11 protein-coding genes and 1 tRNA gene are annotated in these 13046 nt (G+C 60.7%); 2 read left to right on the top strand and 10 right to left on the bottom strand.

The window, feature by feature from the left end; translation table 11 throughout:
- Positions 1–1088 precede the first annotated feature (1088 nt).
- Entirely contained in the window at positions 1089–1328 is a 240-nt protein-coding gene (locus CEC48_RS05980; RefSeq protein WP_088422902.1) for a DUF6124 family protein, read from the top strand.
- A gap of 60 nt (positions 1329–1388) precedes the next feature.
- On the opposite strand, the gene CEC48_RS05975 is transcribed toward CEC48_RS05980, so the two are convergent.
- Complete coding sequence (locus CEC48_RS05975; RefSeq protein ID WP_088422901.1) at positions 1389–2315, bottom strand: LysR family transcriptional regulator; 927 nt, start codon at positions 2313–2315, stop codon at positions 1389–1391.
- Between the two features lie 127 nt (positions 2316–2442).
- Here CEC48_RS05975 and lysA point away from each other — a divergent pair, with 127 nt between their 5' ends.
- Positions 2443–3681, top strand: a complete 1239-nt coding sequence (gene lysA, locus CEC48_RS05970; protein WP_088422900.1) for a diaminopimelate decarboxylase — start codon at positions 2443–2445, stop codon at positions 3679–3681.
- Positions 3682–3768: 87 nt separating this feature from the next.
- Here the strand turns inward: lysA and CEC48_RS05965 are convergent.
- The 9 genes from CEC48_RS05965 to CEC48_RS05925 all read right to left on the bottom strand — a co-directional run bounded on the left by CEC48_RS05965 (position 3769) and on the right by CEC48_RS05925 (position 13037).
- A tRNA-Gly gene (locus CEC48_RS05965) sits at positions 3769–3842 on the bottom strand.
- 137 nt (positions 3843–3979) lie between these two features.
- Positions 3980–4864 (bottom strand): alpha/beta fold hydrolase, encoded by an 885-nt coding sequence (locus CEC48_RS05960; protein WP_088422899.1) that lies wholly within the window; start codon positions 4862–4864, stop codon positions 3980–3982.
- A 317-nt stretch (positions 4865–5181) separates the two neighbouring features.
- Entirely contained in the window at positions 5182–5874 is a 693-nt protein-coding gene (locus tag CEC48_RS05955; protein ID WP_088422898.1) for a pseudouridine synthase, read from the bottom strand.
- Positions 5874–6086: a cysteine-rich CWC family protein gene (locus CEC48_RS05950; protein WP_076015955.1), complete on the bottom strand. Its 213-nt coding sequence runs from the start codon at positions 6084–6086 to the stop codon at positions 5874–5876. The genes CEC48_RS05955 and CEC48_RS05950 overlap by 1 nt, the downstream gene beginning before the upstream one ends.
- Before the next feature lie 73 nt (positions 6087–6159).
- The gene (gene uca, locus CEC48_RS05945; protein ID WP_088422909.1) at positions 6160–9789 is read right to left on the bottom strand and encodes an urea carboxylase; all 3630 of its coding nucleotides are present in this window, start codon (positions 9787–9789) and stop codon (positions 6160–6162) included.
- 307 nt (positions 9790–10096) lie between these two features.
- Positions 10097–10729, bottom strand: a complete 633-nt coding sequence (locus tag CEC48_RS05940) for an urea amidolyase associated protein UAAP2 (RefSeq protein ID WP_088422897.1) — start codon at positions 10727–10729, stop codon at positions 10097–10099.
- A 9-nt stretch (positions 10730–10738) separates the two neighbouring features.
- Positions 10739–11464, bottom strand: a complete 726-nt coding sequence (locus tag CEC48_RS05935; protein ID WP_088422896.1) for an urea amidolyase associated protein UAAP1 — start codon at positions 11462–11464, stop codon at positions 10739–10741.
- On the bottom strand, positions 11461–12225 hold the full coding sequence (locus tag CEC48_RS05930) for an ABC transporter ATP-binding protein (protein ID WP_088422895.1): 765 nt from the start codon (positions 12223–12225) through the stop codon (positions 11461–11463). Before CEC48_RS05930 ends, CEC48_RS05935 begins: the two co-directional genes overlap by 4 nt.
- The gene (locus CEC48_RS05925; RefSeq protein WP_010176603.1) at positions 12222–13037 is read right to left on the bottom strand and encodes an ABC transporter permease; all 816 of its coding nucleotides are present in this window, start codon (positions 13035–13037) and stop codon (positions 12222–12224) included. The genes CEC48_RS05930 and CEC48_RS05925 overlap by 4 nt, the downstream gene beginning before the upstream one ends.
- Positions 13038–13046 lie beyond the last annotated feature (9 nt).

Raw genomic sequence — 13046 nt, 5'->3', positions numbered from 1 at the left:
TGTGGGAGCTGTCGAGCCTTGGCGAGGCTGCGATGGGATCGCCGCGGTGTACCTGGCAGACCGCGCCGTCTGCATCGCGGGCAAGCCCGGCTCCCACAGGGAGTGCATTCCAAATTTGGGAGCGACATAGCTCTAATGTGGGAGCTGTCGAGCTTTAGCGAGGCTGCGATGGGATCGCTGCGGTGTACCTGGCAGACCGCGCCGTCTGCATCGCGGGCAAGCCCGGCTCCCACAGGGAGTGCATCCAAATTTGGGAGCGACACAGCTCTAATGTGGGAGCTGTCGAGCCTTGGCGAGGCTGCGATGGGATCGCCGCGGTGTACCTGGCAGACCGCGCAGTCTGCATCGCGGGCAAGCCCGGCTCCCACAGGGAGTGCATTCCAAATTTGGGAGCGACATAGCTCTAATGTGGGAGCTGTCGAGCCTTGGCGAGGCTGCGATGGGATCGCCGCGGTGTACCTGGCAGACCGCGCCGTCTGCATCGCGGGCAAGCCCGGCTCCCACAGGGAGTGCATCCAAATTTGGGAGCGACACAGCTCTAATGTGGGAGCTGTCGAGCTTTAGCGAGGCTGCGATGGCGTCCGCACTGCAAACATTCATGTCGCGGACCCAACCAAATAGGCTCAGGCATTTTTTGGGTGGTTGGCGATGTTTACTGCTCACGATATGCCAGTGTCCAGTGCGATTACGCGCAAGGCGTTGGGATGGGAGCCGGTGGGGCCGGGGTTGCTTGCTGATCTTGCGCAGTTGGAGGGCATTGAGGGCTGAAGCGCGGATAGTCCTGAATATTTGAATCTTGCTCCATTGCCTACACAACCATCAGAATCGTCCCGGTTGTACGCCTTGGGCGACCTCTTTAAGGTTCGTCAGCCGCTGCCCATCAGCGGTCGGGTTTAGTAGCCCGATTTGATCAACGGCGTATGGCTGTGCCATTTCCCAGGCGTTTCAATGCCTGTTCTTGATGGTGGCTGTACGCGGGGCGCCTTTGGGCGCGCCGGTTTCGTTGATCAACCGGTCTACTAACCCGCGTATAGCCGCCACCCTTTGTTTAGTAGCTCTGGAAGGTGGTCCTAACCGAGGATCAACAGATGTGTACTGACTCGTATAATTCACCCGTAAGAATATTCAGCGTACGTCCCGAAATCAGCACCGATGCATTGCTCGCCAACGCCTACGAAACCATTGCCGGCGCTGGTGCAATGACCAACGAATTTGCCGATAACCTTCCCGACCAACATCGCCCGTTGGCCCTGGCAATTCAGCAAACAATTGAATTGGGTCTGATGCTGGTGGAGGCGGCTCAAGACCGCGTGGACCGAATCGCGTAGTTTGTAAAAGGCTTGCCTTCCCAGGCCGCCCATACCAAGGGGAAGGAAGCCAAATTTCCGTTAGCTCGAACGTTCCCGCCTCAAATCCAAAGTACTTGCCAGGCTCGCCGCCTCATCCATCAGCGCGTTGCAGAAGGCGTCGACGAAGCTAGAGGAAGGTCGATAGTCGGGCCTGATCAACATGACCCGATAGGGGATCGATACGTTAATCGGCCGAATAGCCAGCCCGATACCTGCCTCCGCAACTGCGGTCAGCGGGTTGATAATCGCCACCCCCAGTTGCTGCCTGACCATGGCACACACCGACGCAGCGTTGGTTGTTTCGACCACAATATGCCTGTCGACTCCAGCTTGGCGGAAATGCTCATCGAGGGTTTGACGATAGATATCCAGGCCCGACAAGTTGATGAAATTCACACCCTGAAAGTCTTCCAGTGTCAGCAACGGTTTAGCCAACAAAGGATCACCGTCCGGCAGTACGCAAACCATGTCGGAACAAAAAAGCAGTTTCCCCTGTGTGCCCTGAGGCACATGTTCGCCTTCGGTCAATCCAAGGTCGTAACGCTGGCCGCTGAGTGATTCTTCCAGCAAGGGCGTTTCCTGTGCCGCAATATTCAAGGCTATGCCGACATGCTGTTGCTGAAAGCGCTTGTAGACCTTGGGCAACAGCGTCTGGGAAAACAACGGAAGACACGTGACGCTCAGTTGGCCATGTTCAAATCGACGGATTGATTGCGCCACGCTGTTGATTCGTTCCAAGCCAATGTAGGAGCGCTCAACCTCTTCGAACAGCATGATCGCCTGCGCCGTCGGTACCAGCCTGCCTGCCGTGCGATCAAAGAGTCGAAGGCCAGAGATCTTTTCCAGTCGCGCCAATTCTCGGCTGACCGTAGGTTGTGAGGTAAATAGCAGGAGGGCCGCGCCAGTGACGCTCCCTGCCTGCATGATCGCCCGGAACACTTCGATATGCCGTATGGATATCTCCATCCTTGACCTCTGCCCGTTTAATTAGGCCCATATCAAAACTGAATCGTGCGACAAAGAATAGGTATTTTATTGAATGCAAAGCGCTGGGCATGATGGTTTCTCTCCCTATTTCAAAAAGAATGCCGCCATGTCCAAAACTTCTGTGTTTCAGCCATTGGCCGAGTCTGCAAAACAGCACGGTACCCCGCTTTGGTGCTATGAGGCCCAGACCATCAGTGACCGCATCGATCAACTGCAGGGTTTCGATGTGATTCGATACGCACAGAAAGCCTGCTCCAACCTGCATATTCTTCGGTTGATGCGCGAACAAGGCGTGCGGATTGATGCCGTATCGCTGGGTGAAATCGAGCGGGCACTGCTGGCTGGATTCAGCCCTGCCGGTGACCCGGCGGGCATTGTTTTTACCTGTGATTTATTCGATGAAGCGACGTTGCGCCGTGTGGTGGAACTGCAGCTGGAAGTGAACACCGGCTCGATTGATATGCTGCGCCAACTGGGTCAGCGGTCGCCCGGCCATCGCGTCTGGCTGCGGATCAATCCAGGGTTTGGTCACGGGCACAGCCGCAAGACCAATACCGGTGGCGAAAACAGCAAACATGGGATTTGGCACGAGCAAGTCCAGGACGCGCTCAAAGTGATTCAGCAATTCGGGCTGAAACTGGTGGGCGTGCACATGCATATCGGTTCAGGTGTGGATTACACGCACCTTGAGCAAGTGGGCAGTGCGATGGTCTCGGTGGTGAAGGCACTTGACCACGATATCGAAGCATTTTCCATCGGAGGAGGGCTTTCCACGCCTTATCGTGTGGAGGATGAACCCGTGGATATCCAGAGTTATGCGAGCACATGGCACCACGCTAAACAGGACATTGAAGCTTGGCTCGCTCACTCAGTACGGATGGAAATCGAGCCTGGCCGGTTCCTGGTCGCGGAGTCCGGCTATCTGGTCACCGAAGTGCGTGCGGTTAAAAAAGTCGGTAGCCAGAACTTCATCCTGGTGGATGCCGGCTTCAATGACCTGATGCGGCCGGTACTCTATGGCGCCTATCACCGCATGACATTACTGGACGCCCAAGGTGTTCCGGTCAGCCGCCCGGCGCAGTTGTGCGTAGTGGGAGGCCCGTTGTGCGAGGCCGGCGATATTTTTACGCAGGATGAACAAGGGATCACGCCCCGTATGTTGCCGCAAGCGCAGGTTGGCGATTTGTTGGTGATACACGATACCGGCGCGTATGGCGCCGCCATGTCATCCAATTACAACAGCCGCCCGCTGTTGCCGGAAGTATTGATCGAGCAAGGGCACGCAAAATTGATTCGGCGCCCGCAACCGCTGTCGGACTTGTTGGCCTTGGAGTTGGGGCTTTAACGCCACCCATAAAAAAACCGGCCACCAAGGGCCGGTTTTTTATGCATCCCCCGTCAAAACCATCCTGACGTGAGACCAATATCTGAGTGGAGCGGGTAGAGGGAATCGAACCCTCATCTAAAGCTTGGGAAGCTTTCGTTCTACCACTAAACTATACCCGCTCAGAGCGGCTGACTTTGTACCAGATGTGCTCGCGGATTTGAAGTTTTTCTTCGAAAATTCTGTGTTTTACGCGCTAACGGTCGGTCGTGGGCAGGCGGATCCCCAGGGAAATCCAACCCGCCCACAACCCCACCGCTCATACGGCAAATGCATGCTGTGGCTGCGCCGCGTGGTACCGCAACCGGCTTGGTTGCTCTTGCGGCCTCAAAAACCCCATCAACGCCTCCCGGCTATCCCGGCACGCTGCCTTGTGCTCCATATCCAAAAAGTGGCCGGTCGCCTGAATCGTCCCGAAGCTGCTCTTCGCAATATGTTGCCCAAACAGCTTCGCATCCTGGGCACTGGTGTACTCGTCCCATTCGCCGTTCAAAAACAGCACCGGTATATCAATCTGCTTCGCCGCCTTGAGGTAGCACAGCCGGTCGCTGTTCAGCACGTGGCTGATGTGAAAGTGCATCTGCCCATATTCATGCTCGGCCAGGCTGCTCACGTGTTTGTAGTTGTAGCGCTTGAACAGCGACGGCAGGTGTTTGCCGATGGTGCTGTTGACCAGGTTGCCCACGCGGTCGCGGTCGAGGCTGCCGAGGTAGTCGACGCCGCGCTCCAGGTAATCACGCATCGGTGCGTTGATCACCGGGGAGAATGAGCTGATCACGGCCTTTTCTACCCGGCGGGGGCGGTGGGCGAGGGCGACGAGGGTCGCGGCGCCGCCCCACGAGAAGGACAGCACGTGTTCGGCGGCGAAGTGGTCGATGAGTTCCAGGAGGATCTGGCCTTCGACTTCTTTCGTCAGCATCTGCTCATGGCGGTTGTGGGCTTTGGAGCGACCGGCGTAGGGCTGGTCGTACAAAACCACGTTGAATGTCGGGTGCAGGCTTTTCACGGTCTGGGCGAAAGACGCGGTGGTGGCCATTGAGCCGTTGACCAGGATGATGGTCTTGGCCGCTGCGTCCGCGCGATAGAACTCCGTGTAAACCCGATACTGACCCTGTATATCCAGCACAGCGATTTCTGGCCTCATGTCGTAAGACTCCTGGCAAGCGGGTAATGCGCGCAGATCACTCTGCACGAGCTTTGTGACAGGTAGGCATACGCCTGAAAGTGGGGGCCCATGTCGATCCGATACTGGCTGGCCGACGGGTGTTGTTATGGCGGGCAATTTGCCGTGAGAGGCCCGCAGATCAAGCGTGCGGACGGGCAAAGTGTTTCTTGTAGGTAGGGGTGACTCGCCAGTCAGAATACGGCTGGTTGTTTCTGGAACTAAAAGTATTCAAGCATCAGGGATGCCAGTTCGCCAGTCGAAGGCGTGGGTTTTTGCCATCATCGGCTGAACGGTCATCAGACCTGTTGGATTTCAGCGTCCGTCAGTGCCCGGTACTGGCCTGGGGCAAGGGATAAGTTCAGTTCCAACGGCCCCATGCGCTCGCGGTGCAGGCGCATCACTTTGTTGTCGAAGTGCCCGAACATGCGCTTCACCTGGTGATAACGCCCTTCAATGATGCTCAGGCGCGCCGTTCTGGGGCCCAATAGCTCCAATTCGGCTGGTTGCGTGGTGAGGTCTTCGAAGGCGAAGTACAGGCCGGCGGCGAAGGTGGCCGCGTATTCCGGCCCGATCTCTTGCTCGGTCTCGACGTAATAGACCTTGGGCAATTTGGTTTGCGGTTGGGTCAGGCGGCGCGACCACTGGCCATCGTTGGTGATCAGCAGCAGACCGGTGGTGTTGAAATCCAGACGGCCGGCGATGTGCAGCTCGTGCTTGTCCGGTTCGTCCAACAGGTCGAGGACGGTGCGGTGTTGCGGGTCGGATGTGGCGCTCACGCAGCCCTGCGGTTTGTGCAGCATGAAGTAGCGCGCGGGTTTGCCCGCTTGCAGCACTTCGTCATCCAGTAACACACGGCTGAACTCGCTCACCGAGTGATGCGGGTCGCTGACTGCAATGCCGTCGACCGTGATCCGTCGCTCCACCAGCAACAGGCGTACTTGTTTGCGGTTGAAACGGGGCAGGTTGCTGAGAAAACGGTCGACACGCATTACGTGGGCTCAGCCCCGCGCAGTTGCTCGTCCACCTGGGCACAGCGCGGGCACAGGCAGGCTTTATTGCGCAGCTCCGGCGGCAACGCTTCAAGCACCGCAGGGTCGATGCTGACGGAGTAGCACCAGCACGCCTGGTCGGCGGTGCGCGGGTCGGCCAGGGCGCAGTCGTTGCGGGCGCCGCAGGCGGGGCAGAGGGTTGGCGTGGTCATCGGTCGGTTCAGGCTGTATCGGACAAGGTCCCGGTGAAACCCGGTGTGCCTTGCACGATACAGCCCCGCCGCGTTATTGCAAATCACGCTCCAGCACGACCACCCGTTGGCCTGCGCCAATGCCGCTGCCCGGTTGCACGGGGATTTCCCTTACGGTGCCAGCGAACGGCGCGAGCACAGGGATTTCCATTTTCATCGACTCCAGGATCACCAGCACATCACCCGCCGCAACGCGCTCGCCAGCGGTCACCTGGACTTGCCAGAGATTGCCGGCGATGTGGCTGTCGATGCTGTATTCGTTGGCCTGCAATGGCGTGTCTTCGCCCAAGGGCGCCGCCGGTTCTTCGCTGTCAAAATGCGCCTGGCCGCTGGCGATCCAGCGCTCGCGTTCGGCGTTGAACGCGCGTTGCTGTTGCCCGCGGAACTCGCCGATGCTCTCGGCTTCCTGCGTGAGAAAAGCCTGGTAATCCGTCAGGTTCAGTTGGCTGTGTTCGATGCTCAGTTCAAACCGCCCAAGGGGGAAGTCCCGGCGAATCTGCACCAGCTCATCGGCGCTCACCGGGTAAAAGCGGATCTGGTCGAAGAAGCGCAGCAACCACGGTTTGCCATCGAACGCCGCCACTTCCCGGTAGCGGTTCCACATCTGCAAGGTGCGCCCGACGAACTGATAACCGCCCGGGCCTTCCATGCCGTACACGCACAGGTAGGCGCCGCCGATGCCCACGGAGTTTTCTGCGGTCCAGGTGCGCGCGGGGTTGTATTTGGTGGTGACCAGGCGGTGGCGCGGGTCCAGCGGCGTGGCCACGGGCGCGCCGAGGTAGACGTCACCCAGGCCCATCACCAGGTAGCTGGCATCGAACACGGTGTGGCGCACTTCGTCGAGGTTGGCCAGGTCGTTGATGCGGCGGATGAACTCCAGGTTGCTTGGGCACCAGGGAGCGTCCTTGCGCACGGTGGTCATGTATTTTTCGATGGCCAGTTGGCAGGCCGGGTCGTCCCAGGACAGTGGCAGGTGGACGATGCGCGAGGGCACTTGCAGGTTTTGTGTGGCGCAGACGGCGTGCCATTCGGTGGTGATCAACGCCAGGAGGTCGGCGAGGGGCAGTTGCTCGGGCTGGTAGTGGATTTGCAGGGAGCGGATGCCGGGTGTCAGGTCGATGACGCCGTGCAGGGCTCGGGCTTCGAAGGCTTGCATCAGGGCGTGGGCGCGAAAGCGCAGCACCAGGTCGAGTTCCGGGGCGCCGATTTCCAGGAGCAGGTGGGTGTCGCCGGCGAGGCGGGCGACGAGACGGGTGTCGTCACTGGCGATCTCCAACACCACAGGCGACTCGATCAAATGTGGGAGCGGGCTTGCTCGCGAAAGCATCGCCTCGGTTTGCCTGTCAGACCGTGTTGCCTGCATCGCGAGCAAGCCCGGCTCCCACACTTGATCCCATTCCAGGGCGAGTGTACGGGCGGTTTTTATATCGACCGGAGTGAAGCGGATTTTATCGCCCGCCTTGAGCTGTCCCAGTTGCCACAAGTCCGCCTCGATCACCGTCACCGGGCACACAAAACCACCCAGGCTCGGGCCGTCGGGGCCGAGGATCACCGGCATGTCCCCGGTAAAATCCACCGCGCCAATCGCATACGGATTGTCGTGAATATTCGACGGATGCAACCCCGCCTCACCCCCGTCCGTACGTGCCCACACAGGCTTCGGCCCGATCAGCCTCACACCCGTGCGGCTGGAGTTGAAATGCACCTCCCACTGGGTGGCAAAGAACGTCTCGATGTACTCAGGCTTGAAGTATTCCGGCGCACCGTGAGGGCCGTAGATCACCCGCAGTGTTCGCACCTCGGCCAGGGGCTCAGGCAGCAGTTGTTGACCCGCGCTGATGTCTGCAAGCGGCAGTAGATGCAACACATCACCCGCCCGCAAAGCCCGGCCACCATGCCCGCCAAACTGGCCCAGGGTGAAGGTGCTTTTGCTGCCCAGATAATCCGGAACCTGCAGCCCGCCGCGCACGCAAAGGTAGCTGCGCGCACCGGCCCCGGCGATGGTGCCAAGGCTCAAGGTAGCGCCCGCCGGGACCAGCAGCGCAGTGTTCATCGGCACCGCTTCATCATTCAGCCGCAGCGCAATGTCCGCGCCGGTCACCGCCACCACCGCCGCACAATTGAAGCGCAACAATGGCCCGCTCATGGTGATTTCCAGCGCGGCGGTGCCCTCGGCATTGCCCAGCAGGCGATTGCCCAGGCGCAATGCGCGACTGTCCATCGGCCCCGACGGCGGCACGCCCACGGCCCAGTAACCCAGGCGCCCCGGATAATCCTGAACACTGGTTTGCGTCCCGGCGCTCAGCACTTCAAACGTATCTGCGCGGTACACCAAATCTTCAAGGCAGCGGGTCCACGGCTGGCCGCTGGCGAACGGTGCGGCCAGCAGAATTTGCCGCAGGTAATCGCGGTTGGTTTCCACGCCGTACAGCTGGCTGTTGCTCAAGGCCTGATGCAGATCCAGTCGCGCCTGTTCGCGGGTCGGCGCCCAGGTGATGAGCTTGGCGATCATCGGGTCGAAGTAGGGCGGAATCTCGCAACCAGCCTCAACCCAGGTGTCGACGCGCAGGCCTTCAGCGACGGGGAAATCCACACAGGTCAAAAGCCCCGGGCTCGGCTGAAAATCCCGGCCCGGATCTTCGGCGTACAAGCGCGCCTGAATCGCGTGGCCGTGAGGCTTCAGTTCCAGCTCGCTCAACGGAGGCAACTCACCGGCGGCCAGTTGCACCATCCAGCGCACCAGATCCACGCCCCACACTTGCTCGGTAACGCCGTGTTCCACCTGCAACCGGGTGTTCACTTCCAGAAAATAGAAGCGGCCATCGGCGCTATCAAAGATAAATTCCACGGTGCCGGCGCTGCGATAATTCACCGCCTTGGCCAGGGTGATTGCCGCACTGCAAAGCTCATCAGCCATGCCGTCGGGCAGGTTCGGTGCCGGGGTTTCCTCAAGCACTTTCTGGTTGCGTCGCTGTACCGAGCAGTCGCGCACGCCAAGGGCGATGACTTCACCGCAACCATCACCAAACACCTGCACTTCCAGATGCCGGGCGTGCTGGATGTACTTCTCGATAAACACACCGGCATCGCTGAAATTGTTCTGGCCCAGGCGTTTGACCGCCTCGAAACAGTCGCGCAACTCATCGGCGCTGTTGCACACGCGCATGCCGATACCGCCACCGCCGGCAGTACTCTTGAGCATGATCGGATAGCCCACGTTGTCCCCGGCCAGCAGTGCGGCGTCGAGGCTGTTGAGCAACTCGGTGCCCTCCAGCAGCGGGATGTTGTGCTGCTTGGCCAACGCGCGGGCGGTGTGCTTGAGGCCGAACACTCGCAGTTGTTCCGGCGTTGGGCCGACGAAGGCGATGCCGGCCGTTTCGCAGGCTTCGGCGAAGGCGGCGTTTTCCGAAAGAAAGCCATAGCCGGGATGTATCGCCGTGGCGCCACAGGCCTTGGCCGTGGCGAGGATTTTCTCAACCGACAAATACGTGCCGGCCGCCGCGCCTTCGCCCAGGCTGTAGGCCTCATCGGCTTGCTGGATATGCAGGCTGGCCGCATCGGCTTCGGAATACACCGCCACGCCCTTGACCGAAAGCTCACGCAAGGTGCGCAGGATGCGGCAGGCGATGGCGCCACGGTTGGCGATCAACAGTTTTTCGAACATGGCAAAACCCCGCAGGCCGATGAGTGCTCGGCCTTGTCCTGGGATGCGGGCCGTCCCGCAAATGTGGGTGGCGCTGCGGTCGTCCGGAGCGCAAATTTCAAAACCAATCAAGGCTCAATGTGGGAACCGGGCCTATGTGGGAGCGGGCTTGCTCGCGAAAGCGGTGCGTCAGGCGGTAGATGTATGGACTGCACCACCGCCTTCGCGAGCAAGCCCGCTCCCACATTTGATCTTCAGCGTTTTTGGAGGCACTGCCCGGCTCGGGATTGGCAGAGGGCAAACAGCCAACGACGCAACCGCTTCATTTTCAGTTCCATACCAGTAACTCCGCAGGGGTTGGGTTGTAGCCGTTGCACGGGTTGTTCAGTTGCGGGCAGTTGGAGATCAGCACGATCACGTCCATCTCGGCCCGCAGGTCGACGTATTTGCCGGGGGCGGAAATACCGTCTTCAAACGTCAGCCCGCCCTCGGCGGTCACCGGCACATTCATGAAGAAATTGATGTTCGGCCCGATGTCACTTTTACCCAGCCGGCCATCGTGGGCACAGGCCCGCAGATAGTTGTCGCGGCAGCTGTGCATGTAGCGTTTTTCCAGGGCATAGCGCACGGTGTTGCTCTCTTGGGCGCAGGCGCCGCCGAGGGTGTCGTGGCGCCCGCAAGTGTCGTCGACGATGGTCAGCATCGGCTGGCCGAGGTTGGAATACAGCACGCTGCCGGTGCCCAGGTACACGCTGTTTTGCCGGCGCAAGGTGCGCTGCACGTCGTAGCGTTCCTTGGGGTTTTTCAGGCTGTAGAACAGCGTGTCGACCGCCTGGTTGCCCTCAAGGTCGAGGATGCGCAGGGTCTGGCCTGCCTTGACTTCCATCAGCCAGGGTTCGCCGGCGGGAATGGTCGCGCGGTACACGGCCGCGTCTGGTTGGTTGGCGAGTGCGATAGACATGGCAGGTCCTCAGGCGAACAGACGGTCAGTGTTGATAAAACCGCGCTCGTTTTCCGGGCGCGAGGTGCGGCAGTGTTCGGCGACGCTGTGGTCGGCGTTCATCCAGCTGAGTTTCAGCGGCTGTGGCGCGTATTCGGGGTTCGGGTCCATGGGGTGTTGCAGGGCGGTGAGCACCACCAGCGTGTCCATCGGTGCGTAGAGTTCGATGTAGTCGCCGGCCTTGGAATTGCCTTTGGCGAAGTGCAGCGTGCCCGCGTCATCCACCGTGATTTTGCTGAACAGGTTGAGGGTCATCAGCAGGTCGGAAAGCCCCAGGCCCCATTTGCCCAATTCCACCAGCAGGTTGTCGGTGCCGTTGCGATAGAAGCCGTTGCGCAGCTCTTGATAACGACCCTGGCCATATTTTTCGGCGACTTCGGATGCGCATAACACGCCGCCGATGCTGTCGCTCCAGCCGCAGGTGTCGGCGGTGATGGCGGCCAGCACCCGGCCCATGTCCGAGTACAGGCAATGGCCGGTGGTGAGCTTGGCGGTGTGTTGGCATTTGAGGCTGTCGGGCAGGTTGAGCCGCTCGGTTTTTTCATTGGCGTTGAGCAGGGTCAGGCTGACGTTGGCGCCGCCGCGAATGTCGGTCAGGCGCAGCAGTTGGCCGCGCTTGAGCACGAAGGAACGGTGGCCGCCGCCGGGGAGCATTTCCTCGGCGAAGGGTGGGAACAATTGCGTTGAGTCGGTCATTTGGACGTGGCTCCAAGTTCGGCGGCGATCGCCTTGCGGCGCTCGCTGTTCAAAGGGATGTCGTAGGTAATGCGGGCGCCGTAAGCGCCGGGGGCGTGCGGGTCGAGGCGCACTTTGTCGAACACCAGCAAGCGGGTGCCGAGGCTGAAACCTTCGCTCAGGTCGTGGGTGACCATGAACACCGTCAGCCGGGTTTCGCGCCACAGCTCCAGCAACAGCAGGTGCATGTCTTTGCGAATGCCTGGGTCGAGGGCACCGAAGGGTTCGTCCAGCAGCAACACGCGCGGCTTCATGATCAGTGCCTGGGCGATCGCCAGTCGCTGTTGCATGCCGCCGGAAAGCTGCGCCGGGTACTTGTCCAGGGCATGACCCAACCCGACTTTATGCAACAGGGCTGCTGCCTGTTCCCGCGCCTGTTTTTTCGCGCTGCCGAACAGGCGGCCAAGCAACGGTGAACGGGGCAATTCAAGGCCCAGCGCAACGTTGTTCAGCACCGTCAGGTGCGGGAACACCGAGTAGCGCTGGAACACTACGCCACGGCTGGCATCGGGCTCGGCGGCCAGGGGTTGGCCGTCCAGCAGGATCTCGCCTTGGCTGGCGGTTTCCTGCCCAAGCAGCAGGCGCAGAAAGGTCGATTTGCCGCAGCCGGAAGTGCCGACCAAGGTGCAGAACTCGCCTTCGGCCACGTGCAGGTTCAGGCGCTCCAGGACCACCTGGTCGCCATAGCGTTGCCACACATTGTTGACGCTGATAAAACTCATGCCCGCGCTCCTTCGTACCAGGGGAACGCGCGCCGGGTCAGGGCCTTGAGGCCCCAGTCCATCAGCCAGGCGAGCAGGGTGATCCACACCACGTAGGGCAGGATCACGTCCATCGCCAGGTAACGACGCACCAGGAAGATCCTGTAGCCCAAACCGTCGGTGGAGGCGATGGCTTCGGCCGCAATCAGGAACAGCCACGCCGAGCCCAGCATCAAGCGCAGGGAGATCAGCAACCGTGGCAACAATTGCGGAAGCACCACCCGCAGCATCAAGGTCCAGGTGGAGGCGCCAAGGGTCTGCGCCTTCACCAGCAACTCCACGGGAATTTCCCGCGCCCGCTGTTCCAGGTCCCGCGCCAGGGCCGGGGTGATGCCGATCACGATCAGCATCACTTTGGACAGCTCCCCAAGCCCAAACACGATGAACAGGATCGGCAGGATCGCCAGCGGCGGCACCATCGACAGCACCGTCAGCAGCGGCGACAACGGCGCGCCGAACAGCGGCAGCGTGCCGGCTGCGATGCCCAGGCACAGGCCGGCGAGTGCGCTGATGCCAAGCCCGATCGCCAGGCGACGCAGGCTCGACGCGCTGTCTTGCCACAGCACGTATTCGCCGGTGCGGCTGTCGGCGCTGAAGGCCAGGCGTTTCACCGCGTCGCCCATTTGTGCGGCGCTGGGCAGCAGCTTGTCGTTGGGGTTGTCTGCCAGGCGCTCGGCCGAGCCCACGAAGTAGGCGAACAGCAGCAACGCGAAGGGCAGCAGCACCAACAGCAGGCGGCTGGAGCGTTCCGGGTGACGGTTGATCAGGCGCATGGCCGGGTC

It is taken from the genome of Pseudomonas sp. K2I15 (assembly GCF_002204795.1).
In the GTDB taxonomy this organism is placed as follows: Bacteria; Pseudomonadota; Gammaproteobacteria; order Pseudomonadales; family Pseudomonadaceae; genus Aquipseudomonas.
The sequence above is the reverse complement of the archived record's forward strand: the minus strand, read 5'-3'. Positions and strand labels throughout refer to the sequence as shown.

Bases quoted from the DNA above. Each gene is read 5' to 3' on its own strand.
- CEC48_RS05955 (WP_088422898.1), bottom strand. From the start codon at position 5,874: ATGCGTGTCGACCGTTTTCTCAGCAACCTGCCCCGTTTCAACCGCAAA.
- CEC48_RS05940 (WP_088422897.1), bottom strand. From the start codon at position 10,729: ATGTCTATCGCACTCGCCAACCAACCAGACGCGGCCGTGTACCGCGCG.
- CEC48_RS05975 (WP_088422901.1), bottom strand. From the start codon at position 2,315: ATGGAGATATCCATACGGCATATCGAAGTGTTCCGGGCGATCATGCAG.
- CEC48_RS05960 (WP_088422899.1), bottom strand. From the start codon at position 4,864: ATGAGGCCAGAAATCGCTGTGCTGGATATACAGGGTCAGTATCGGGTT.
- CEC48_RS05935 (WP_088422896.1), bottom strand. From the start codon at position 11,464: ATGACCGACTCAACGCAATTGTTCCCACCCTTCGCCGAGGAAATGCTC.
- CEC48_RS05950 (WP_076015955.1), bottom strand. From the start codon at position 6,086: ATGACCACGCCAACCCTCTGCCCCGCCTGCGGCGCCCGCAACGACTGC.
- CEC48_RS05925 (WP_010176603.1), bottom strand. From the start codon at position 13,037: ATGCGCCTGATCAACCGTCACCCGGAACGCTCCAGCCGCCTGCTGTTG.
- CEC48_RS05930 (WP_088422895.1), bottom strand. From the start codon at position 12,225: ATGAGTTTTATCAGCGTCAACAATGTGTGGCAACGCTATGGCGACCAG.
- CEC48_RS05980 (WP_088422902.1), top strand. From the start codon at position 1,089: ATGTGTACTGACTCGTATAATTCACCCGTAAGAATATTCAGCGTACGT.
- uca (WP_088422909.1), bottom strand. From the start codon at position 9,789: ATGTTCGAAAAACTGTTGATCGCCAACCGTGGCGCCATCGCCTGCCGC.
- lysA (WP_088422900.1), top strand. From the start codon at position 2,443: ATGTCCAAAACTTCTGTGTTTCAGCCATTGGCCGAGTCTGCAAAACAG.